We start from the raw sequence: 22,276 nt of genomic DNA on the forward strand, positions 1-22,276 counted from the left end.
CGCCGTTGGTTGAGTGCCACGCCTCAGGACTCCCTCATCCTTTATGGAGCTGTCTCTCATGAAGCGTGCACGTCTCGTCCCCGCGGTCGCCCTGCTCGCCCTCACCCCGCTGCTGCTGACCGCGTGCGGCTCAAGCGACTCGTCGTCCTCCGGCAGCGGCAACTCCGGTCAGTCGCAGTCCTGTCAGGCGCCGTCCGGGATGCCGACCGGCAACGCCTCCGGCCGGCCGAGCGGGGCCCCCTCCGGCGCCCCCACGGGCAACTCCACGGTCAAGCCGACCGGCACCCCCACCGGCATGCCGAGCGGCGGCCCCGGCGGCCAGGGCGGCGGCCCCGGCGGCGGTCAGGGCGCCGGCGGCTGCGGTGGCGGCCAGGGCGGCCCCGGCGCGGGCGGTGCGGCGCCCAGCGGTGCACCGACCGCGCAGGCGACCAAGAGCTGACTCGGAGGTCGTACGACAGGGGCGGCGCGTCCGGCGAACGGACGCGCCGCCCCTGTGTGTCACGACTCCTGGTCCAGCCAGTGCTGCCGGCCGAGGCTGATCAGCCGCAGCTGCCGGGTGGCGACCTGGACGACGCGCCGCCGCTCCGCCTCGGAGGGCTCGGCCGACTCGGCCGACTCGGCCGACTCCAGGGTCTCCAGGAACAGGGAGGCGGTGATGAGCATCTGGTCCACGTAGAGGTGGGCGAGCATCAGCAGGTCGTCGTCGCTCCAGCCCGCGGCCTCCGGGTCCTTGGCCAGCTCGGTCTTGACCTCCTCGGCGAACCGGGCGAGCTGGGCCCGGATCGCCTCCCGCACCGGCTGCACCCCGCCGTGCCGCTCCCGGGCGATGAACCGGACGTGCGCCGGGTGCGCGGAGACATGGCCGGCGATCAGCTGGACGGCCCGGGTGATGCGCTCCTCGCCGGCCGTGGCGACCGTCGTGCGGACCATCGGGTGCAGGCTGCCGAGCGCCTCGTCGACGAGGGCGACGCCGAGGTCGGCGGTGGAGCGGAAGTGCCGGTAGAAGGCGGTCGGGGCGACGCCCACGGCCCGGGTGACCTCGCGCAGTCCCAGGCTGCTCAGGCTCTGCTCCTCCAGCAGGGCGAGCGCCGCGTCCAGGAAGGCCTGGCGGGTCTTCTGCTTCTGGGCCTGTCGGATGCCGAGGGTGTGACTCATGTCATCCAGTTAACAACTGTTCTCCGGAATTGAAAAGCCGTGCGGGTTGCTAGACTCAAAGTCAGTGAACAACTGTTACTACAACCGTTCACCCAAATGTAACGGAGGGGGATCCACCCCATGCTGTTCCTCGTCGCCGCACTCATGCTGCTCGGCGTGGTGCTGGGCACCGTGGCCCACGCACCGCTCGACGTCACCGCAGGCCTCGCCGCCGTGATCGTCGTCTGGCTGGCCGTCTTCGCACTCCGCGAGCGCCTCGCCCGCCGCCGCCAGACCTCCGCCAACTGACCTGCCGTCCCCGCTCACTTCAGGAGCTGAGCATGATGCAACTCACCGCCCCCGCCACCCCCCGCCCGGGGACCCCCACCCGCGACGCCGACGGCATGGCCGTGGCGTCCTTCATCCTGGGCCTCCTGGGCCTCCTGGTCCTCAACCTGTTCCTGGGCCCGATCGCGATCATCCTGTCCCTGGTCTCCCTGTGGCACGGCACGGCCCGCAAGGGCCGCGCATACCTGGGCCTCGCCCTCGGCGTGGCCGACCTCGCGGTCCTCGCCATCGCCATGGCAGCCTCGAACACGGTCTCCTGGAGCCTGTGAACGGATCCTCGAAGGCGCCCTCAAGGGCAGCGCCCCAAAGGGGCGCGGGGAACTGCGCGACCAGCCCCGCACGGCCCGCGGTGACCCACCGGCCCGAGCCGGCCACGGCGCCCCTCGGTCCTGCGGCGGAGCCGCCCGTAGAATCGACCCCACCATGGCCTACCTCGACCACGCAGCCACGACCCCGATGCTCCCGGAAGCGGTGGAAGCACTCACCGCCGCCCTCCGCGTCAGCGGCAACGCGTCCTCCCTGCACGCCTCCGGCCGCAAGGCCCGCCGCACGGTCGAGGAATCCAGGGAGACCCTCGCGGAAGCGCTCGGCGCCCGCCCCAGCGAGGTCGTCCTCACCTCCGGCGGCACCGAGGCCGACAACCTCGCGGTCAAGGGTCTCTACTGGTCCCGCCGCGACGCCGACCCGGCCCGCACCCGGATCCTCGCCAGCCCCGTCGAACACCACGCGGTCCTGGACGCCGTCCACTGGCTCGGCGAACACGAGGGCGCCACCGTGGAGTACCTCCCCGTCGACACCTACGGCCGGGTCCACCCCGAGGCGTTGCGAGAGGCGGTCGAACGCAACCCCGACGACGTGGCCCTCGCCACCGTCATGTGGGCCAACAACGAGATCGGCACGGTCCTGCCGGTCCGCGAACTCGCCGCCGTGACCAACGAGTTCGGCATCCCGATGCACGCCGACGCGGTCCAGGCCTTCGGCCAGGTCCCGGTGGACTTCGGCTCCTCGGGCCTCGCCGCGATGACCGTCTCCGGCCACAAGGTCGGCGGCCCGTACGGCATCGGCGCCCTGCTCCTCGGCCGTGAGCACACCCCCGTCCCCGTCCTGCACGGCGGCGGCCAGGAGCGGCACGTCCGCTCCGGCACCCTCGACGTCCCGGCGATCGCCTCCTTCGCGGTGGCGGGCCGGCTCGCCACCGAGCGCCGCGAGTGGTTCGCCCGGGAGATCGGCGCCCTGCGGGACGCCCTGATCGACGCCGTCCGTGCGGCCGTGCCCAACGCGATCCTCGGCGGCGACCCGGTGGACCGCCTCCCCGCCAACGCGCACTTCACCTTCCCCGGCTGCGAGGGCGACTCGCTGCTCCTGCTGCTGGACGCCCAGGGCATCGAGTGCTCGACGGGCTCCGCGTGCACCGCCGGGGTCGCCCAGCCGAGCCATGTCCTGCTGGCCACCGGCACCGACCCGGACCTGGCCCGCGGCACCCTGCGCTTCTCGCTCGGCCACACCTCCACCCAGGCCGACGTCGAGGCCGTCGGGAAGGCGATCGGCCCGGCGGTGGAGCGGGCACGGGCCGCCGGACTGAGCTGAGGGCCGCCCGCAACACGCGGAATCTGCCCCAACTGTCTTCCAAAGAGGGTGAGTTGAGGCGTTCTTTCCCCAGTGTTCTCACAGTGCGTGGCCATGGCCCACCTCAGGTCGGTCCTTAGGTTCTCGTGACATGACAGACAACGCCTCTGCCTCCGAGCAGAACCCCGAGCCCGCCTCCGCCGACACCCTCGACGCCCAGCCGGGCCGTCACCGCATGGACAACACGATGAAACGGCGGCGCGTGCTGATCGGCGGCGCCACCATCGCCGCGGCCGGCGGGCTGATGGCCGCCGGTCTCGCCTCCGCCGACACCGTCACCCCGGACGCCGACTCCGACGCCTCCACCACCGTCAGCAGCGACGCCTCCTCCAGTGTCTGCTCCCTCACCGCCGAGGTCACCGAGGGCCCGTACTCGCTCACGGGCGCGCTGGTGCGCGAGGACGTCCGCGAGGACAAGGAGGGTGTCGAGGTCCAGTACACCTTCACCGTCGTCGACGAGGCCAACGACTGTGCCCCGCTGGCGGACGCGCTGGTCGAGATCTGGCACTGCGACGCGCTCGGCGAGTACTCCGGGTTCGTCGGCAAGAACGGCCACACCGAGACCGACGACGGCACCTTCCTGCGGGGCGGCCAGCTGACCGACTCCGACGGCCAGGTGAGCCTCATCTCGATCTGGCCGGGCCACTACGTCTCCCGGGCCGTCCACGTCCACATGCGGGTGCACACCGACGTGACGCTGACCGACGACTCGTACACCGGCGGCTCGATCATCCACACCGGTCAGCTGTTCTTCGACGCGGACATCAACACCGAGGTCCAGGCGACCTCGCCGTACTCCGACAACACCACCACGGAGACCCAGCTCTCCGACGACACCATCTACGACGACGGCGGTGCCTCCTCCGGCCTGCTGACCCTGACCGCACTGGGTGACAGCGTCTCCGACGGGTACAAGGCGACGCTCACCGTGGGTGTCAGCACCTCCTGAGGCCGACGGGCCCGGAGGCAGGCTGACGCCGCCGGCCCGGTGCGCCAACCCGTCATGGCCACCGGGCCGGCCGGTCACCCCAGTTCCCGGGCGAGCGCCCGCAGGTCGGCGTCATCGGCGAGGCGGTTCTCCCGGGCCATCAACTGCTGCACCTGATCCAGCAGTTGGTCCAGGCCGGCCGGAGGCAGGTCGATGCCGAGCGCTGCCGTCCGGTCGGCCAGGGTGTACGGGCCGCTGTCCGGGGTGAAGGGGATCCGGCGTTCGTTGCCGACCAGGGACGGCTCCACGCAGTTGTGGAGCAGCGGATCCACCGCCGTCTCCTGGGTGATGAAGTCGAGGCCGCCCCAGCAGAACGCGTCCGGACCGGTGATCGGGTGGTTCCAGGCCGTCCGATAGCCCGTCACCTCCGCACCCAGCCGGGAGAGTTCGGTGAGTGCCTCGGTACGGATGCCGGTACGGACGCCGTAGACGGCCTCGAAGGCCAGCGCCGTGGCGGCCAGATCGGCGTTGCCCGGACCGCCGCAGTAGCCGTTGACCGACAGCTCCACGGCGCCGGCGCCGGCCCGGACGGCGGCGACCGCGCAGCCGACGGCCAGTCCGAACGTGTTGTGCGGGTGCAGACCCACCGCCACGTCCGGCGCCAACTCCCTGGTCCGGTGTACGAGATACCCGAACGCCTCGGGGCTCATCGCGCCCGGCCCGTCGAAGAGGGTCAGCTCCCCGGCCCCGGCCTCGGCCAGCGCCGCGACGGTCGCCGCGTGGTCCTCCTCCGTCAGGTACGACACCATCAGCATCGGCGCGATCACCTCGACGCCCAGCGAGCGGGCGTACGAGACGAGCCGCGCCGCCCGCCCCAGCACGGCGGCCCGGTCGCGCGCGGTCTCCGGGGTCCGCCACTCCTCGCCCCGCCACGCGGCCGCGTACACGTCGGGCCGGTAGAGCAGCGCCGTCTCGCCGAAACCCTGCACCCACACCTGGACGGCGTCGTAACCGGCCCGCGCGGCACGGTCGATGTCCTCCGTCGAGCGCATCAGCGGGCAGATCACCCGGCACTGCGGGTTCTCGCCCTTGACCAGATCCACCTCGGCCTTCAGCACGCCCTCGTCCCGTCCGCCCGGTCCGGCGGTGACGACCTCCGGCACCCCGGTCGCCACCACCCGCCGCAGAAAGGCGCGCTTCGCCGCGGCCGGGGCGGTGACGCCCGGCAGGGTCTCCAGCGAGCGCAGGGTCGCGTCCCGCAGCCGGACCGTCTCGGGCAGCGAACCCACCACGTCCGTACGGCGGTTGAGCGGACTCACCGACCAGCGGCCGGGCTCGTGCGCACCGGGCGCCCGGCGGGCACCGAGCTCGGCGCGGAAGCGGGCGATCTCCTCCGGGGTGAAGACGGGGGGTTTCTGCACGGCTGTCCTCCGGATCGGCTGCTTCCTCGGTACCGATACCCATACAAGCCCTCTGTCGACACCCTTGGCAAGAAGGCGCCGGGTATCCGCTCAACAAAGCTCTCATGTTTACTTTGTGTCGACACTTGGCTATGACTGTCGGCAGGCTCCGATCCCCCATGGAGGGAGGCTCCTGTGCTTCAGGACACGCCAGAACACCCACTCAGCCCTCGTGCAGGGCGGCTCGCCGGCAAGGTCGCCGTCATCGGCGGCGCCGGCAGCGTCGGCCCCGGCTGGGGCAACGGCCGCGCCGCCGCCGTGCTCTTCGCCCGCGAAGGCGCCACCGTCCTTCTCACCGACCGGGACAAGGACGCGTTGCAGGTCACCGCGGACCAGATCCGTACCGAGGGCGGCACGGTCCGCACCGATCTCCTGGACGTCACCGAACCCGACGCCGTCCGGGCCTACTTCGCCGAGACCGCCGAACGGGCCGGCCGGATCGACATCCTCGTCAACAACGTGGGCGGCTCCCGGGCGGGCGGGGTGGTGGAGCTCAGCCTGGAGGACTGGGAGAGCCAGCTGCGGACCAACCTCACCAGCGCCTTCCTCGCCTGCAAGCACGCCGTCCCGGTCATGCGGCGGGGCGGGGGAGGGTCGATCGTCAACACCGCCTCCTGCTCCGGACTGCGCTGGACGGGCGCCGCCCAGGTGGGATACGCGGCGGCCAAGGCGGCGGTCATCCAGCTGTCCCGGGTCACGGCCGTCGAGTACGCGCCGGACGGTATCCGCGTGAACACCGTCGTCCCCGGGCAGCTGCACACCCCGCTGGTCGAGGCCCGGCTCGCCGGGCAGCGCGCGGGCGGGGACGTGGCGAAACTCCTCGCCCAGCGCCAGGCCCGGATCCCGCTCGGCTTCATGGGCGACGGGCGCGACACCGCGTACGCGGCACTCTTCCTGGCCTCGGACGAGGCGCGGTTCGTCACCGGCACCGAGATCGTGGTCGACGGCGGAATGACGGCCCGCTGTGACTGAACCCGCCGCGCCCGCACCGGCCGTCCTGCCCCGGCTCCCGCTCCCCGCGCCCTCGCCGGGCTGCCCGCCCCCGCACCCGTCGCCCAGGGTGCCGAAACTCCGTCTGCCCCCGGGTAGTTGCGACGCCCACTGCCACGTCTTCGGACCCGTCGCCCGCTTCCCGTACGCACCGGACCGCACCTTCACCCCGCTCGACGCCCCCAAGGAGCAACTCGGCTCCCTCCACGCCCACCTGGGGCTGACCCGGACGGTGGTCGTGCAGTCGTCCTGCTACGGCCACGACCACCGGGTGCTGCTCGACGCCCTCGCGGCCGGCGGCGGGCGGGTGCGGGGCGTGGCCCTGATCGGCGAGACCACGAGCCGGGCCGAGGCGGAGGAACTGCACCGGGCGGGCGTACGGGCCTTCCGGCTCAACTTCCTGCCCCACCTGCGGAGCCGGCCGACGAACGCCGAGATCGACGCCGTACTGGACCGTGTGGACGGTCTCGGCTGGGCCGCCCAGCTCCATGTGCGCGGCGACGACCTGCCGGACCTGACCGACGTCGTACGCGCCCTGCCCGGCCGGGTGGTGATCGACCACATGGGCCGCGTCGACCTGGCCGCGGGCCGCGACAGCCCGGCCACCCGCACCCTGCGCGCCCTGCTCGACACGGGCGACGTCTGGGTCAAGGTCAGCGGCGTCGACCGCCTCTCCCTGGAGGGCCCGCCGTACACCGACGCCGTCGACCTCGCCGCGTCCCTGGTCGCGTACGCCCCCGAGCGGGTGGTCTGGGGCACCGACTACCCCCACGTCAACATCACCGGCGACCCCCCGGACGACGGCCTGCTGGTGGACCTGCTGGAGCGCATCGCCCCCGAACCAGCGGTACTGAAAAGCCTGTTGGTAACCAACCCGGCCGAACTGTTCGACTTCGACGAGTGAAGCGCCCCTTCGGGGGCGCGGGGAACCGCGCGCCCAGCCCCCATGGCGCCGCAGACAAACGACGACGCACGGCACCCCACACTGATGTACCTAGTGTCGGCAGAGATGCCAGATATTTCGATGACGCATCTCTTGAAGGCCGAAAGTGTCGACAGTATGGTCCCGGGTGAAACGCGTGAGGAGACGGCCATGCACCAACTGCCCCAGGGCACCCTCATCCGGCGCGGCGACGAGTCCTACGAACGGGCCCGTCTCGACGCCGTCTGGAACGAACGCAAACCCGACCGCCACCCCGACGTCATCGTGCTCGCCCGCAACGAGCTGGACGTCGTCGCGGCAGTCCGGCTGGCCCACGCCGAGGGCCACCGCATCGGCATCCGCTCCGGCGGCCACAGCTGGGTCGGCAACGGCGTCCGCGACGGCGGGATGCTGCTCGACCTGTCCCGCCTGACGGAGGTCACCGTCGACCCGGCCACCCGTACCGCCACCGCGCAGCCGGCCGCCACCGGACCCGCCCTGCTCGAAGCCGCCGCTCCCCACGGTCTGTTCTTCCCCACCGGCCACGCCCCCACCGTCGGCCTCGGCGGCTTCCTCCTCGGCGGCGGCTACGGCTGGGACTCCCGCCACCTCGGCCCCGCCTGCCTCGGCATCCGCGCCGTGGACGTCGTCCTCGCCGACGGCACCCTGGTGCACGCCACCGACGCCGACCACCCCGCCCTGCTGTGGGCGGCGCGCGGCAGCGGCCCCGGCTTCTTCGGGGTCGTCACCCGCTTCCACCTCGCCCTGCACCCGGCGCCGAAGCGGCTGCTGCGCACCCTGCACAGCTACCCGCTCGACCTCCGGGACGAGGTGCTGGCCTGGACGTACGACACGCTCGAACTGCTGCCGAGAGAGGTCGAGTTCTCGGCCAAGGTCGGGTTCGTGGAGGGCCTCGACCGGCACACCGTTTCGGTCACCGCCACCGCCTTCGCCCAGGACGAGACCTCCGAGCCGCTCGCCCTGCTGGAGACCGCGCCCTTCCGGGACCGGGCACTGCGGGAGGTCGTCGGTGCCGAGACGACGATGGCCGAGCTGTACACGCACGCCGACCGGATGACCCCGGCCGGGATGCGCTGGGCGCTTGACGGCATCTGGACCGACGAGCCGGTCGACAAGGTGCTGGCCGCCGCCCGGCCGCTGTTCGACTCCGCGCCGGACACCACCAGCCACGTCCTGTGGATGCTGTGGGGCGGCTTCCCGGAGCGCCCCGACGCCTGCTGGTCCAGCCAGGCCAAGCTCTATCTCTCGCCCAACGCCGGCTGGACGGACCCGGCCGAGGACCTCCTCCACGAGCGGTGGGCGCACGGCGGACTCGCCGCGATCCAGCACCTGTCCACGGGGCTGCAGTTCTCCGACAACAACCTCGCGGACCGCCCCGACCACGGGCTCAGCCCGGCCAACGCGGGCCGCCTGGAGGAGATCCGGGCCGTGTACGACCCCGACGGCCTGTTCCGCACCTACATGACCCCCGCCGAATCCACCACCGCCTACGCCGCCGCGGGCCCCGCGCGGACACAGTGATCCACGCCCCGAAGGAGAGCCGTTCCATGCAGACTTCGAGAAACCCGCGGCGCCGCACCCTCGTCCTGCTGACCGCCCTGGCCGCCACCGTGTCGCTGACCGCCACCGCCTGCGGCGGCGACTCGGCCGCCGGCACCCAGACCGCCGACGGCAAGGCGAAGATCACCGTCCTGCGCTCCAACGGCGCCATCTTCGAGCCGCTCTACATAGCCGAGCAGCAGGGCTACTTCAAGGACGCGGGCCTCGACGTCACCATCAAGGCCGGCGCCCAGGACACCTCGCAGAACGCGCCCTCCGTCCTCAACGGCGAGGCCCAGTTCGCGATGACGGACAGCTCCGGCTTCCTCAAGGGCGCGGCCTCGGGCATGGGCATCCGGATCGTCACCGGCCTGCAGTCCGCGACCACGAAGACCGACCCCACCGACGGACTCCTGGTGAAGAAGGACAGCAAGATCACGTCCTTCAAGGACCTGGAGGGCAAGACCGTCGGCATCTCCGCGCTCGGCGGCACCATCCAGTTCATCTGCGAGTACCTGACCCAGCAGGCCGGCGGCGACCCCTCGAAGATCAAGTTCGTCGCCCTGCCCACGACCTCGCTCACCGACGCCGCCAAGTCCGGCAAGACGGACGCGGTGTTCTCCTTCGGCCCGTTCTACTTCGCAGCCAAGGACAGCGGGCTGCGCTCCGTCGGCAACGGCATGAACGACCTGCCCGGCATGGTCCAGGGCCTGCTCTTCGCCAGCCAGAAGTACCTGTCGGCCAACGGCGACACCGCGAAGAAGTTCGTCGACGCCGTCGCCAAGGCCATCACCTACGCCGACGCCCACCCGGCCGCCGTCAAGGCCATCGACAAGAAGTACACCCAGGTCGACGCCTCCTTCATCGACGCCCACGACATCAGCTACTACGACAAGAACCTCAACAAGACGATGATGCGCACGGTGATCACCAAGATGCACGAGTTCGGCCTGCTCGACAACGAGCCCAAGGACGCCGACGTGTACTGGGACCAGGCACCCGTGGTGACCCAGTGAGGGTCCGCCTCCTCCAACTGAGCGCGCTCGCGGCCGTGCTGGCGCTGTGGGGGCTGGTCGCCGCGGCCGGTGTGGTGAGTCCGACCGCGCTGCCCGGCCCCGCCGCCGTCGCCGGCGCCCTCGGCGACCTGCTCGGCAGCGGGACCTACTGGCAGGCCGTCGGCGACACCCTGGACGGCGCGGTCCTCGGGCTCCTGGTCGCCGTCGCCGTCGGCATCCCGGTCGGCCTGGTCACCGGGGTGTACGCGGCGGCCGAGGAGTCCTCCCGGCTGCTGGTGGAGATCCTGCGCTCCTTCCCGGTGATCGCCCTGCTCCCGGTGTTCCTGCTGGTGCTCGGCTCGACCCCGGGCATGAAGGCGACGGTCGTCTTCATCGCCTGCGTCTTCCCGATCCTGCTCCAGTCCCAGTACGGCGCCCGGAGCGTCACCCCGGCCGTCCACGAGACCGTGCACGGCTACCGCATCCCCCGCCTGCTGCGCTTCCGCCGGGTGATCCTGCCCGGCGCCGTCCCCTCCGTGATGACCGGCCTGCGTCTGGCCGCCACCACCTCCGTCCTGGTCGCCATCGGCGTCGAGGTGCTCACCACCCTGCCCGGCATCGGCCACATGATCATGGAGTCGCAGCAGGCCGGCGCCTCGGACCGGGCCTACGCCTACATCCTCACGGCGGGCGCGATCGGCTACTCGATCACCCTGCTCGCCCAGTACGCCGAACACCGGCTGCTGCGCTGGCGGCCCCCGGCGAGGGCGGGTGAGGCGGCATGACCGTCCGCGCGGCGATCCGCCAACTCTGGCTCCCCGCCCTGGTCTTCGCGATCCTGCTGATCTCCACCGCGGGCAGCACCAGCTTCTACTTCCCGCCCCTGACCACGGTCCTGCACACCCTGTGGAGCGAACTCGCGGGCGGCGGCCTCCTCGACGACCTCTGGTTCAGCCTCCGCAACATCGTGCTCGGCCTGCTCCTCGCCACCGCCGTCGGCGTCGGCGCGGGCCTGGTCATCGGCGAGGTCCGCACCCTGCGCCTGGCCCTCGGCCCGCTCCTGGACTTCGCCCGCGCCACCCCGACCGTCGGCTTCGTGCCGGTCATCATCCTCACCCTGGGCATCGGCTCGGGCCCCAAGGTCTTCCTGATCTTCCTCGGCTCCGTCTGGCCGATCCTGCTCAACACCATCGCCGGGGTCGGCCAGATCAACCCCGCCGTGCACGAGACCGCCCGCGGCTACCGCGTCCCCTGGCACCTCCAACTGCGCCGGGTGGTCCTCCCGGGCGCCCTCCCGCAGATCTTCGCGGGCATCCGGGTCGCGCTCTCCATCGCCGTCGTCCTCATGGTCGTCAGCGAGATCTACGGCTCGCCGATCGGCCTCGGCAACTTCATCCTGCAGAGCGGATCCAGCTTCCACGTAGCCGACACCTGGGCCGGCACCCTCCTCATCGGCGTCCTCGGCTACGGCCTGAGCGTGCTGCTCCTGCTCTGCGAGCACGCCCTCCTCGGCTGGTACCACCAGCGCGCGCCCCGGACCCGCCGCCCCCTGCCCATCACGTCCACCGAGCCCACCGAGTCCGTCGAGAAGAAGAGCAACGGAGTGGTCGTATGACCCGCGGATCCGCCCTCCACGTCGAGGACCTCTGCATGACCTTCGGCCAGGGCAGCCCGCAGGAACACCGGGTGCTCGCCGGACTCACCCTGCGGGTGGACCCGGGGGAGTCGGTGTGCATCGTCGGCCCCTCCGGCGCCGGCAAGACCACCCTGCTGCGCTGCCTCGCCGGACTCACCCCGCCCACCGCGGGCGCGGTCCGCTACGGCGACCAGCGACTGACCGAGCCGCACGCCGACATCGCCGTGGTCTCCCAGGACTACCGCGGCTCGCTGCTGCCCTGGATGCGGGTGTGGGACAACGTGGCCTTCCCGCTCCAGGGGCGGGGCGTGAAGAAGGCGGCCCGCAGGGCGACCGCCCTGGAGTGCCTGGACGCCGTCGGCCTCGCGGACGTCGGCGACAAGTACCCCTGGCAGCTCTCCGGCGGCATGCAGCAGCGCGTCGCCATCGCCCGGGGTCTCGCCTACGACGCTCCGGTGCTGCTCATGGACGAGCCGTTCGGCTCGGTCGACGCCCAGTCCCGCTTCGACCTGGAGGACCTCACCCTCCAGCTCCGCCGCAGCCTCGGCATCACGGTCGTCGTCGTCACCCACGACATCGACGAGTCCGTCTACCTCGGCGACCGCGTGATCGTCCTCGGCGGCCGCCCCACGGCCGTACTCGACACCCTTACCGTGCCCTTCGGCACCGACCGCGACCAGCTCACCACCCGCGCCGACCCGCGCTTCGCGGAACTGCGCACACGCGTGCTGGCCCGGATCCGCGGCGAGCGCCTCGACCAGGACGCCGCGCCCGCCCACCACTGACCCACCCCCCCACCACCGAGCAGGGAGGGCGTGCGCCCACGGGCGCCACGCCCGGCTCACCCCTGCCCGCGCCCCCCGTGTCGCCGCACGGCGATACCCCCTGCCCGAAAACACTGGAAAACAAAGGAGTTCACAGTGCTGCCCACCGACAACCGGACGGACCACGAGGACACCACGTCCGCCACCGACCTGCTCGACCGGCCGATCGCCAACCGGGCCCGCCCCCGCGCCCTCATCATCGCGGTGGCCGCCGCCTTCGCCCCCACCCTCCTGGCCCCGGCCACCGCGCAGGCCGCCGGCCGGAAGAAGGGCAAGGGCGCCAAGGCCGACACCTGCATCACCGTCGGCTCGGACGAGACCCTGACCCTCACCGAGACCACCACCGCGACCTGCCTGACCATCGAGGAGGGCGGCACCATCGCCGTCCCCGACGGCTACAGCCTCTCCCTCACCGTCAACGGCGTGGAGACCGGCAGCGAACTCGCCGCGCTCACCGACGGGAACGGCGGCGTCGCCACCGCCATCGCGGCCGGCACCTACAGCGGCACCATCGTCCTGAACGTCGCCGAGGCCACCGACGTCACCTACTCCACCCTCACCTTCCCCTTCCGCCAGGCCGTCTACGTCGACGCCGACGGTGTGGACGAGTCCAAGTCCGTCCCCTCCGACGTCATGGGCGGCACCGTCACCGACTCGGAAGCCTCCGGCATCACCCTGCTCTCCAACGGCGAGGCCTTCAACGGCGTCTACGTCGCGGGCGGCGGCAGCTACACCCTCACCGACCCGACCATCGCCTTCGACGGCAACGGCCGCTGCGACTTCGTCGGCTACGGCGCCTCCGTCGTCGGCACCGGCTCGGGCACCACCCTCGTCCTCGACGGCGCGAACATCAACAACGTCGGCGTGGTCCGTACGGCGGTCATCGCCGACGCCACCGCCAACGTGATCGTCAAGAACTCCACCATCAAGTGCGCCGACGGCGTCGTCCCCGACGAGTACCCGGCCGCCGGCACCGGCGACACCCGCTACATGATCACCGTGCCGTGGATGCTGGGCATCTCCGGCAACGTCCGCGCCACCAACCTGCTCGGCGCCAGCACCAAGGCGACGTACATCAACTCCTCGATCTCCTCGGAGAAGTGGGGCGCCCTGTCGGTCGACGGCGGCAGCTACTGCACCCTCACCGCCATCAACAGCACCATCGCCAACACCGGCGGCGAGGGCTACGGCAGCTACGCGATCGGCAACGTCACCGAGCACTTCCTCGGCTGCACCTTCGACGTCGGCGACTACGCCCTGATCCACTGGGGCGCCTCGGCGCACTACGGCGACAGCACCAAGAGCGCGGTCTCCGCCCTCAACACCTCCCTCTCCCTCGGCCTCACCTCCGCCGAACTCGACGACCTCCCCGTGCAGTCGACCACCATCGACGCGGGCCGCTTCATGGTCATGTGGTACGCGGCGGGCTCGGTCGCCATCGACGGCGGCACCCAGGTCAACACCGGCGAGACCACGTTCATGTGCAAGGCCGTCGCGGGCACCGTCACCGTCGACGGCTCCGACGGCGCCACGATCACCAGCGGCAACGGCGTCCTCTTCCAGCTCATGGACACCGACCGCCCGAGCAGCGTCACGGTCTCCGGCAAGGCCTGGTCCAGCGAGACGACCGGCACCTACACCGAGCCGACCGGCTCCCCGACCAAGTCCTCCAGCTGGACCACCACCAGCTCCCAGTCCACCGACGCGAAGGGCACCTTCACCGACATCGCCCTCACCGGCGACTTCTACAACTCCGTCTGGGGCGGCGGCAACGCCAGCCTCCAGGGCCAGAACCTCACCCTCTCCTTCACCGGCTCCACCGTCGAGGGCGTCATCTCGGCCAGCACCGCCAAGCACAGCGTCTCCACCATCACCAAGACCGAGTACCGCGAGATCAGCGAGGTCACCAACACCCCGAGCGCGGTGGTCAACAACGGCGTCCTGGTGACCCTGGGCGCCGGCTCGACCTGGACGGTGACGGGAACGTCGTACCTGAGCGCCCTGACCCTGGCCTCCACGGCGGCGATCGAGGCCCCCAGCGGCAAGACCGTCACCCTCACGGTCGACGGCACCGCCACCACCATCACCGCCGGCAAGAGCTACACGGGCGCCCTCACCCTGACGGTGTCGTAAACAGACCAAGAGACAAGGGCCGGCCCCCGGGGATGGATGCGAACCGAATCCCGGGGGCCGGAGCTTTTCGAGCGACGAGCCTGAGCATTTCAGCTGGGGCTGGGGAACTCACCTGTTTGGGGGCGCGGGGAACTGCGCGACCAGCCCCCACGCACTCGCACCCAACCCACAACCTCTACGCCCCAATCATGTTGTATCCCCCATCAGCCACCAAGAAGCCACCTGTGATGTGCCCCGCATCCTCGGTCGCCAAGAACAGCGCAGCGCCCGCCAGTTCCTCCGGCCCGGGTATGCGGCCGAGCGGCGTAGCCGCCCTGAGCACATCCCCCCGCCCGCTCTTCCAGTCCTCCCGCCCCAACGTCGCCGCCGTCTCGATGAACCCCGGCGCGAACACGTTCACCCGCACCTTCGGCGCCAACGCATGCGCATACGACTTGGTCAGCCCGATGATCCCGTACTTCGCGGCCGCGTACTGCGGCGCCCGCGCACTGCCCCGCACCACCACCGTCGACCCGATGTTCACGATCGCCCCGCCCCCCTCCTGCTCCAGCATCCGCGCCCCGAACTCGTGCGTGCACAGCAACGTGCCCTTGATGTCGACGGCGAGCACATGGTCGATCGACTCCTCCGTGACGTCCCGCCAGGACATCTGCTCCCGGGCGACGTCCCCCACGTTGTTGACCGCCACGTCCAGCCGTCCGAAGTGCGCCCACACCTCCTCCGCGAGCCGCGTGATCTGCGCGTGCTCGGAGATGTCGGCCTGCACGACGAGCGCCTTGCGGCCGAGCGCGGTCACGCGCTCCGCGGTCGCCTCGGCCCCCTCGCGGGAACCGCGGTAGTGGACGGCGACATCGGCCCCCTCGCGCGCCGCCCGCACGGCGATCTCGGCACCGAACCCGGTACCGGCGCCGGTGACGAGCACGGTCTTCCCGGCGAAACGTTCGAACACGGCGGTCATACGGCCTCCAAGGTCATCGTGATTGAGGGTTCAGACGAGCGTCCGCCCGCCGTCGACGTACAGCACCTGTCCGGTGACGAACGCCGCGGAGTCGGACGCGAGGAAGAGGACGGGTCCGGTCAGATCGGCGGGCCGGCCCAGCCGGCCCGCGGGGACGAGGGACTCCAGGGACGCCCGGACCCCCGGCGCCGCGAGGTACTCACGCGTGAGGTCGGTCTCGGTGTACCCGGGCGCGACCGCGTTCACGGTGACCCCGCTCGCCGCCCACTCCCGGGCCATGACCCGCATCAGCTGGTCGACGCCTCCCTTGGTCGCGGCGTAGGGCGCGTGGTTGGCGTGGGCCAACAGGCCGGACACGGACGACAGATAGACGATCCGCCCGTACCCGGCCGGCACCATCGCCCCGCCCACGGCCCGCCCCAGCCAGAACGCGCTGTCGAGGTTGACCGAGGTGATCCGCTCCCAGACCTCGTCCGGGGTGTCGAGCACCGGCCGCCTGTCGTTGGTCCCCACGGCGTGCACGAACACGTCGACACCGCCGAGCAGATCCACCGCACGGTCGACAGCGGCCCGGCAGGCGTCCGCCGAAGTCAGGTCGGCACAGAGCCCCTTGACGGACCCCGAGGCCACCCGGGCCAGGTTGCCCTCGTCGACGTCCAGGACGACCACGGCCGCCCCCGCGTCCGCGAGCTCGCCCGCGACCACCCCTCCGATCCCGCCGGCCCCGGCGACCAGCGCCCTCGTCCCCGTGAAGTCCCATGTCGTCCGCATGGATCGGACGGTAGGTCACCGCACCGATATGTGTCCACACTTTGCGCGCCTATTGACGACCAGACGGGCTCAAGGGAGGCTGTCTGTCGACAGTTTAGGGAGGTCTGATGAAGCTGGTGACGTTCGACGGCGGCCCGGACCACGGACTGGTGGGCCGGCTCGACGGGGACACCGTCGTGGAGCTGGAAGTGCCCTCCACCCGTGCCTACTTCGAGCGCGAGGGCCAAGTGGGCGAGACCGGACGGACGTTCGCGCTCGCCGACGTCCGGCTCCGCGCCCCGATCGTGCCGAAGAAGTTCTTCCACACCGCCGGCAACTTCCGTGAGCACCACGAGGATCTGGTCCGGGTGGACTGGTCCCACCCGGTCAACAAGGGGATCGTGTTCTTCCAGAACGTCGACGCGGTCATCGGCCCGGACGAGCCGATCGTGTACCCGGCGAACCTCACCCGGGAGCTGGACTACGAACTCGAACTCGCGATCGTCATCGGCAAGCCGGGCCGGTTCTTCTCCGCCGAGCAGGCCGTCGAGCACATCGCGGGCTATGTCGTCTTCAACGACATCACCGCGCGGGACATCCAGCGCCGGGAGATGGAGTCCGGGGTCTTCTCCTTCTCCAAGGCGATCGAGACCTTCTGCCCGGTCGGCCCGTACATCGTCACCGCCGACGAGATCGACGACCCGCACGCCCTGGACATGGAGCTCAGGGTCAACGGCGACGTCCGGCAGAAGTCCAACACCGGCCGGATGTCGGTCTCCATCCCGCAGTTGGTCGCCTACCACTCCCCGCAGACCTACAGCGCGGGCGACCTCGTCACCACCGGCACCATCGCGGGCGTGGCCGCGAGCACCGAGGACCCCTTCGCCAACTACCTCAAGCCCGGTGACGTCGTCGAGGCCGAGATCGAGGGCCTGGGCGTGCTGCGCAACCCGGTGGTGTCCTGGGCCGAGGCCTACGGGGAGCAGGAACCGCCCGCAGAGCAGTGGGTGTGATCGGGACATGCGCATCGCACGACTCGCCGGCCGCCCCGTCCTGCTGACCCCCGAGGGCGCCATCGACATCCCCGACTCCCTCGGCGCCGACCTCTTCGCCCGCTGGGACGACCTGCGCCGCTGGTCCGCCGCCGCGACCGGAGCCCGCCCCTACGACGAGTCCGACCTGGAGCCCCCGGTCCCGGACCCCCGCCAGATCTTCGCGGTCGCCCTCAACTACCGCCCGCACACCGCCGAGGCGGGCTACGAGGAACCCGAAGTCCCGCTCGTCTTCACCAAGTTCGCCACCTGCCTCACCGGCCCGCACACCACGATCACCCTGCCGCCCGGCCATGTCGACTGGGAGCTGGAACTGGTCGCGGTCATCGGCCACGAGGCCCACCAGGTGCCCGAGGAGAAGGGCTGGGACCCGGTCGTCGCCCTCACCGTCGGCCAGGACCTCTCCGAGCGGATCAGCCAACTCGCGGGAAAACCCGCCCAGTTCTCGCTCGGCAAGTCCTACCCGGGCTTCGGCCCCGTCGGCCCCGCACTCGTCAGCCTCGACGAGATCGACGACCCCGACGACCTGGAGCTGACCTGTGAGCTGAACGGCGAGACCGTCCAGCACGACCGTACCGCCCACATGATCTTCCCGATCCCGAGGCTGGTCGCCCACCTCAGCCGGTTCTGCACCCTCCTCCCCGGCGACCTGATCTTCACCGGCACCCCGGCGGGCGTCGGCAACCGCCGGGTCCCCCAGCGCTTCCTGACCCCGGAGGACGAACTGGTCAGCCGGATCGCGGGAGTCGGCGAGATGCGCCACCGCTTCTGGAGGCCGCGCACATGACCCTCTTGTTCACCGACGTCCACGTCTTCGACGGCACGGGCCGCGACCCGTTCCCCGCGCAGGTCCTGGTCGAGGGCAACCGCATCACCGCGGTCGCCGAGCGCGTCCCACGAGACCTGACCGCCGCCGCGCGCGTGATCGACGGAGGCGGCGGCACCCTGCTCCCCGGACTCGTCGACGCCCACACCCACCTCGGCTTCGGCTCCACCGTCGAGCACCTCTCCCGGCGCCGCGACGAACCCGCCGAGGAGAAGGCCCTGCTCGTCGCGCACGCCGGCCGGGTCCTCCTCGACCACGGCATCACCAGCGCCTACTCCGGCGGCAACCGGCTGCCCGGCACGGAGGTCGCCGCCCGCAAGGCCTTCGCCGAGGGCTGGATGCCGGGCCCCCGCCTCAAGGCCGCCTCCTGGGAGGGCAGCGCGGGCATGGTCGAGCCCGGCGTCTACGACTTCCCCGGCATCGAGGGCCGTGCCTCCGACCCGGAGTCGGTCGCCCGGTTCGTCACCGACATGGCCGGACTCGGCGTCGACATCGTCAAGCTGTCCCTCTCCGGCGAGAGCGCCGTCGTACAGGGCACGTCCCGGATCGTGCAGTTCACCGACGAGGAGGTGGCCGCCGCCGCGCACACCGCCGAGAAGCACGGCGTCTGGCTCACCGCGCACGCCCACGCGGCCGAGTCGATCAAGATGGCCGTACGGCACGGCATCCGCGCGATCTACCACTGCACCTTCGCCGACGAGGAGGCCCTCGACCTCCTCCAGGCCGCCCGCGACCGGATCTTCGTCGCCCCGACCCCCGGCATCATCCACGCCAACCTCCACGAGGCCGACAGCGAACCCGAGCCCGGCATGGAGGTCGAGGCCACCCGGGACGCCGTCCGCGCGGTCGTACCCGAACTCGTGGCCCGGGGCATCCGGGTCGTCCCCGGCGGCGACTACGGCTTCGCCTGGAACCCGGTCGGCCGCAACCTGCGGGACCTGGAACTGTTCGTGGACTGGTTCGGCTTCACCCCGGCCGAGGCGCTGCGCGCGGCCACCGGGTACGGCGGCCAGGTCATGGGGATGGGCGAGGAACTCGGGCTGGTCCGGGAGGGGTATCTCGCGGACCTGGTGCTGGTCGACGGCGACCCGCTGGCCGACATCCGGCTCCTCCAGGACCGCGACCGGCTCCGGGGCATCATGAAGGACGGCGTGCTGCACAAGGCGGCCGGGTGATCAAGGTACATCCGAGCGGCGGTCGTCTGGTGGGGGAGTACGACGGTGAGGTGGCCGTCTTCCGGGGCGTCCCCTTCGCCGCACCCCCCGTCGGCGAACTGCGCTGGCGGCCCCCGCGCCCGGCCGCGTCCTGGGACGGCGAACGCCGGGCCGACACCTTCGGCCCGGCCCCGCTGCAGCCCCAGCCGCCCCGCGACTCGATCATGTACCACACCAACTTCGCCGACCGGCGGGCGCTGGTGATGAGCGAGGACTGCCTCTACCTGAACGTGTGGACCCCGGACCCGGCACCGGGCGCCCGGCTGCCGGTGATGGTCTGGGTCCACGGCGGCGGCAACCGCTACGGCCACGGCGGACAGGAGATCCACCACGGCCGCCCGCTGGCCCGGCGCGGCCTGGTCGTCGTCACCCTCAACCACCGGCTCGGCGCCCTCGGCTTCCTCGCCCACCCGGAACTCGCCGCCGAGGACGACCTGGGAGCCTCCGGCAACTACGGGGTGCTGGACATCGTCGCCGCGCTCACCTGGGTGCAGGAGAACATCGCGGCGTTCGGCGGCGACCCGGGCCGGGTCACCCTCGCCGGCAACTCGGCCGGCGCCGCCCACATCTGCCACCTCATGGCCGCACCGGCCGCCCGGCACCTCTTCCACGCGGCGATCGGCCAGAGCGCCTCCGGCATCGGCCGGGCCGAGGGACCCCTTCCGGACCAGGCCGCCGCACAGAAGCAGGGGCTGCGCTGGGCCGAGGAGCGGGGCCTCGGCGTCCTGCGCCGCCTGGACGGCGTCGAACTGGTCCTCCAGGGCCACTTCGGGCCGGTCGTCGACGGCCGCGTCCTCACCGAACCGAGCGACGACGTCTTCGGCGCCGCCCGCCAGCACCCCGTACCGCTCCTCGTCGGCACCAACGACGACGAGGGCTCGGTGTACGCCTCGCTGGACATCCTGCGCCGGCTGCCCGTCGAGCCCGGCACGGACACCGTGTACCCGCTGCGGGACGGCGACGAAGTCCGCCGTACGGCACGGCGGTTCACGGGCGAGAGCCGGTTCACCTATCCGGTGTGGCACTGGGCGCGGACCCATGCGGCCCTCGCGCCCACCTGGATGTACCGCTTCACCCGGACCCCGCCGCTGCCCCCCGGCCTCCCGCTGGCCCCGCCCCGGGACGGCCTCCCCGGCTACGGCGTCCACCACACCGCCGAACTCCCCTACGTCCTGGACACCTTGACGGCCCGCGCCTGGCCGTGGACCGACGCGGACCGCGAACTGGCCCGCACCATGGCCGACACCTGGGCGCGTTTCGTGACGGACCACGATCCGGGCGGAGGTCCGCTGCCCGGCTGGCCGGAGTTCACGGGGGAGAAGGCGATGGTGTTCGGCGGTGACACGCCGGAGCTCGGACCGGTCCGACGGCTCGACGCCATACGGCTGTTGGACCGGATACCCCGCCCCCTGCTCGACTGAGACCCGACCGAAACGGAAGGAACCCCATGGCACGACTCCCCGACACCGAGGGCAGCGGCGAGATCGCCGACCGGGTCCGCGCCCGCCGGGGCGGCGGCCTGCATCCGCTCGACCGGATGCTGCTGCACAGCCCGCCGGTGGCCGACGGCTGGAACAGCCTGCTCGGTGCCGTGCGGGAGCGGATGTCGCTGCCCGCCGACCTCCGTGAGCTGGTCATCCTGCGGATCGCGGTCCTCAACCGGGCGCCGTACGAATGGCAGGCCCACGAGCCCGACGCCCGGCGGGCCGGGCTCGGTGACCGGGAGCTGGCCGAAGTCCGCAAGGACAAACCGGAGTTCGAGGGGCGCACCGCACGGGTCGTCGCCTACGCCGACGCGATGACCCGGGAGGTCCGGGTGCCCGACGCGTTGTTCGACGCCCTGCGAGCGGACTTCGACGAGACCGAACTGGTCGAGCTGACGGCCACGGTGGCGGTCTACAACATGGTCTCCCGCTTCCTCGTCGCCCTGGAGGTGAGGAGCGCGCCCTGAAGGGGCGCTGGGGGTACCCCCGGCCGAAGGCTGGGGGAGGAACCGCGCGACCAGCCACGACGGCGCCGCGGACGAACGACGGCGCATCCCGCGGAGCGGTTCAGCGGTTCAGGAAGCGCAGCAGCAGCCTGTTCCAGGTCTCCGGCCGCTCCCAGTGCGGGTTGTGACCGGCCCCGGCGACGACGACCGGCTCCGGCGCCCCGAAGCGGCGGGCGAGCCGGCGCAGCAGGGACGGCGGGCAGTAGGGGTCGGCGTCGCCGGTGATCAGCTGGACCGGGGCGGTGAGGGTGTCCGGGGCCGTCCGCGGGAGGGGCGGCGGGGAACCGGCGGCGGTGCCGGCACGTGCGTGGATCGCGAGCCAGGCGGCGACGCCGTCCGGGTTCTCGGCCCGGTACGCCGGGCCCAGTTCGCGGAACTCGACCGGCAGCCCGTCGAGACGGGCCGGGGCCGGGAGGTCCAGGGCGCTGCCCGAGAGGGTGAGGCCGAGCAGCCGGTCGCCGTGCGCGAGCGCGTGGGCGAGGGCGATCCGGCCGCCCGCCGCGGCGCCGACGAGATGGAACGCGGCCAGTCCGAGGTGGTCGGCGAGGGCCTCCAGATCCCCCACGTCATCCGCGCCGGTGCCGGTGCCGGTGTATGAGCCGCGGGCGCCGCGTCGTGAGTAGCCGATGACCCGGTGGCCCGCGGCGGCCAGCACCGGCTGCTGGTACGGCCAGCTCTCGCCGCTCCCGGAGTGCGGATGCAGCAGGATCACCGCACTGCCCGGGCCGCCGGTGTCCCAGCACCACAGACCGCCGCCGGAGACGGGGATGTGATACTCCGTCACCGGTACCTGCGCGGGGACCGGCACCGGGCGCCGCGGTGTCCGCGGGGCTGGTTCGCCGGTGTGCATCACGCCTCCTGGAGCATTCGGTGACTGTCGACAGACGATGGGTTACAGCAGGGGGGACCGTAGTACAGGACGGTGTGAAA

General features: G+C 71.9%; 23 protein-coding genes. 18 read left to right on the forward strand and 5 right to left on the reverse strand.

Going from position 1 to position 22,276, the window contains the following annotated elements:
- Positions 1-58: 58 nt before the first annotated feature.
- Positions 59-439, forward strand: coding sequence for a hypothetical protein (locus tag ACGF5O_RS32970; protein ID WP_393813553.1), 381 nt, complete (start codon positions 59-61; stop codon positions 437-439).
- Between the two features lie 59 nt (positions 440-498).
- On the opposite strand, the gene ACGF5O_RS32975 is transcribed toward ACGF5O_RS32970, so the two are convergent.
- Positions 499-1,155, reverse strand: a complete 657-nt coding sequence (locus tag ACGF5O_RS32975; RefSeq protein WP_393813554.1) for a TetR family transcriptional regulator — start codon at positions 1,153-1,155, stop codon at positions 499-501.
- 120 nt (positions 1,156-1,275) lie between these two features.
- Between ACGF5O_RS32975 and ACGF5O_RS32980 the strand changes: the two genes are divergently transcribed.
- The 4 genes from ACGF5O_RS32980 (at position 1,276) to ACGF5O_RS32995 (ending at position 4,057) form a co-directional block, all read left to right on the forward strand.
- Positions 1,276-1,443: a hypothetical protein gene (locus tag ACGF5O_RS32980; RefSeq protein ID WP_393813555.1), complete on the forward strand. Its 168-nt coding sequence runs from the start codon at positions 1,276-1,278 to the stop codon at positions 1,441-1,443.
- A 35-nt stretch (positions 1,444-1,478) separates the two neighbouring features.
- A complete protein-coding gene (locus ACGF5O_RS32985) occupies positions 1,479-1,751 on the forward strand; it encodes a DUF4190 domain-containing protein (protein WP_393813810.1) in 273 nt (90 codons plus the stop codon).
- 154 nt (positions 1,752-1,905) lie between these two features.
- Positions 1,906-3,069, forward strand: coding sequence for a cysteine desulfurase family protein (locus tag ACGF5O_RS32990; protein WP_393813556.1), 1,164 nt, complete (start codon positions 1,906-1,908; stop codon positions 3,067-3,069).
- Between the two features lie 130 nt (positions 3,070-3,199).
- Positions 3,200-4,057, forward strand: a complete 858-nt coding sequence (locus ACGF5O_RS32995; RefSeq protein ID WP_393813557.1) for an intradiol ring-cleavage dioxygenase — start codon at positions 3,200-3,202, stop codon at positions 4,055-4,057.
- 74 nt (positions 4,058-4,131) lie between these two features.
- On the opposite strand, the gene ACGF5O_RS33000 is transcribed toward ACGF5O_RS32995, so the two are convergent.
- Complete coding sequence (locus ACGF5O_RS33000; RefSeq protein WP_393813558.1) at positions 4,132-5,457, reverse strand: hypothetical protein; 1,326 nt, start codon at positions 5,455-5,457, stop codon at positions 4,132-4,134.
- Between the two features lie 174 nt (positions 5,458-5,631).
- On the opposite strand from ACGF5O_RS33000, the gene ACGF5O_RS33005 reads away from it, so the two are divergent.
- From ACGF5O_RS33005 to ACGF5O_RS33040, 8 genes are all read left to right on the forward strand, one after another.
- Positions 5,632-6,468, forward strand: a complete 837-nt coding sequence (locus tag ACGF5O_RS33005; protein WP_393813559.1) for an SDR family NAD(P)-dependent oxidoreductase — start codon at positions 5,632-5,634, stop codon at positions 6,466-6,468.
- On the forward strand, positions 6,461-7,390 hold the full coding sequence (locus ACGF5O_RS33010) for an amidohydrolase family protein (RefSeq protein WP_393813560.1): 930 nt from the start codon (positions 6,461-6,463) through the stop codon (positions 7,388-7,390). Before ACGF5O_RS33005 ends, ACGF5O_RS33010 begins: the two co-directional genes overlap by 8 nt.
- Positions 7,391-7,579: 189 nt before the next feature.
- On the forward strand, positions 7,580-8,950 hold the full coding sequence (locus ACGF5O_RS33015) for an FAD-binding oxidoreductase (protein ID WP_393813561.1): 1,371 nt from the start codon (positions 7,580-7,582) through the stop codon (positions 8,948-8,950).
- A 26-nt stretch (positions 8,951-8,976) separates the two neighbouring features.
- The gene (locus tag ACGF5O_RS33020) at positions 8,977-9,984 is read left to right on the forward strand and encodes an ABC transporter substrate-binding protein (RefSeq protein ID WP_393813562.1); all 1,008 of its coding nucleotides are present in this window, start codon (positions 8,977-8,979) and stop codon (positions 9,982-9,984) included.
- Positions 9,981-10,748, forward strand: a complete 768-nt coding sequence (locus tag ACGF5O_RS33025; RefSeq protein ID WP_393813563.1) for an ABC transporter permease — start codon at positions 9,981-9,983, stop codon at positions 10,746-10,748. Before ACGF5O_RS33020 ends, ACGF5O_RS33025 begins: the two co-directional genes overlap by 4 nt.
- A complete protein-coding gene (locus ACGF5O_RS33030) occupies positions 10,745-11,578 on the forward strand; it encodes an ABC transporter permease (protein WP_393813564.1) in 834 nt (277 codons plus the stop codon). Before ACGF5O_RS33025 ends, ACGF5O_RS33030 begins: the two co-directional genes overlap by 4 nt.
- On the forward strand, positions 11,575-12,384 hold the full coding sequence (locus ACGF5O_RS33035) for an ABC transporter ATP-binding protein (protein ID WP_393813565.1): 810 nt from the start codon (positions 11,575-11,577) through the stop codon (positions 12,382-12,384). Before ACGF5O_RS33030 ends, ACGF5O_RS33035 begins: the two co-directional genes overlap by 4 nt.
- Positions 12,385-12,519: 135 nt before the next feature.
- Entirely contained in the window at positions 12,520-14,556 is a 2,037-nt protein-coding gene (locus ACGF5O_RS33040; RefSeq protein WP_393813566.1) for a hypothetical protein, read from the forward strand.
- Positions 14,557-14,731: 175 nt separating this feature from the next.
- On the opposite strand, the gene ACGF5O_RS33045 is transcribed toward ACGF5O_RS33040, so the two are convergent.
- The gene (locus ACGF5O_RS33045) at positions 14,732-15,514 is read right to left on the reverse strand and encodes an SDR family NAD(P)-dependent oxidoreductase (protein ID WP_393813567.1); all 783 of its coding nucleotides are present in this window, start codon (positions 15,512-15,514) and stop codon (positions 14,732-14,734) included.
- 30 nt (positions 15,515-15,544) lie between these two features.
- A complete protein-coding gene (locus tag ACGF5O_RS33050; protein ID WP_393813568.1) occupies positions 15,545-16,285 on the reverse strand; it encodes an SDR family NAD(P)-dependent oxidoreductase in 741 nt (246 codons plus the stop codon).
- A gap of 107 nt (positions 16,286-16,392) precedes the next feature.
- Between ACGF5O_RS33050 and ACGF5O_RS33055 the strand changes: the two genes are divergently transcribed.
- Genes ACGF5O_RS33055 through ACGF5O_RS33075 form a run of 5 tightly spaced genes read left to right on the forward strand, consistent with a single transcriptional unit; the run spans position 16,393 to position 21,307 of the window.
- Positions 16,393-17,277 (forward strand): fumarylacetoacetate hydrolase family protein, encoded by an 885-nt coding sequence (locus ACGF5O_RS33055; protein ID WP_393813569.1) that lies wholly within the window; start codon positions 16,393-16,395, stop codon positions 17,275-17,277.
- 7 nt (positions 17,278-17,284) lie between these two features.
- Positions 17,285-18,103 (forward strand): fumarylacetoacetate hydrolase family protein, encoded by an 819-nt coding sequence (locus ACGF5O_RS33060; protein ID WP_393813570.1) that lies wholly within the window; start codon positions 17,285-17,287, stop codon positions 18,101-18,103.
- Entirely contained in the window at positions 18,100-19,317 is a 1,218-nt protein-coding gene (locus tag ACGF5O_RS33065; protein ID WP_393813571.1) for an amidohydrolase family protein, read from the forward strand. The genes ACGF5O_RS33060 and ACGF5O_RS33065 overlap by 4 nt, the downstream gene beginning before the upstream one ends.
- A complete protein-coding gene (locus ACGF5O_RS33070) occupies positions 19,314-20,777 on the forward strand; it encodes a carboxylesterase/lipase family protein (protein WP_393813572.1) in 1,464 nt (487 codons plus the stop codon). Before ACGF5O_RS33065 ends, ACGF5O_RS33070 begins: the two co-directional genes overlap by 4 nt.
- 26 nt (positions 20,778-20,803) lie before the next feature.
- The gene (locus tag ACGF5O_RS33075; protein ID WP_393813573.1) at positions 20,804-21,307 is read left to right on the forward strand and encodes a carboxymuconolactone decarboxylase family protein; all 504 of its coding nucleotides are present in this window, start codon (positions 20,804-20,806) and stop codon (positions 21,305-21,307) included.
- Positions 21,308-21,407: 100 nt separating this feature from the next.
- Here the strand turns inward: ACGF5O_RS33075 and ACGF5O_RS33080 are convergent, their stop codons facing one another.
- Entirely contained in the window at positions 21,408-22,130 is a 723-nt protein-coding gene (locus ACGF5O_RS33080) for an alpha/beta fold hydrolase (RefSeq protein ID WP_393813574.1), read from the reverse strand.
- Positions 22,131-22,276 lie beyond the last annotated feature (146 nt).

This window comes from Streptomyces sp. NPDC048291, from assembly GCF_043201715.1.
Classification (GTDB): domain Bacteria; phylum Actinomycetota; class Actinomycetes; order Streptomycetales; family Streptomycetaceae; genus Streptomyces.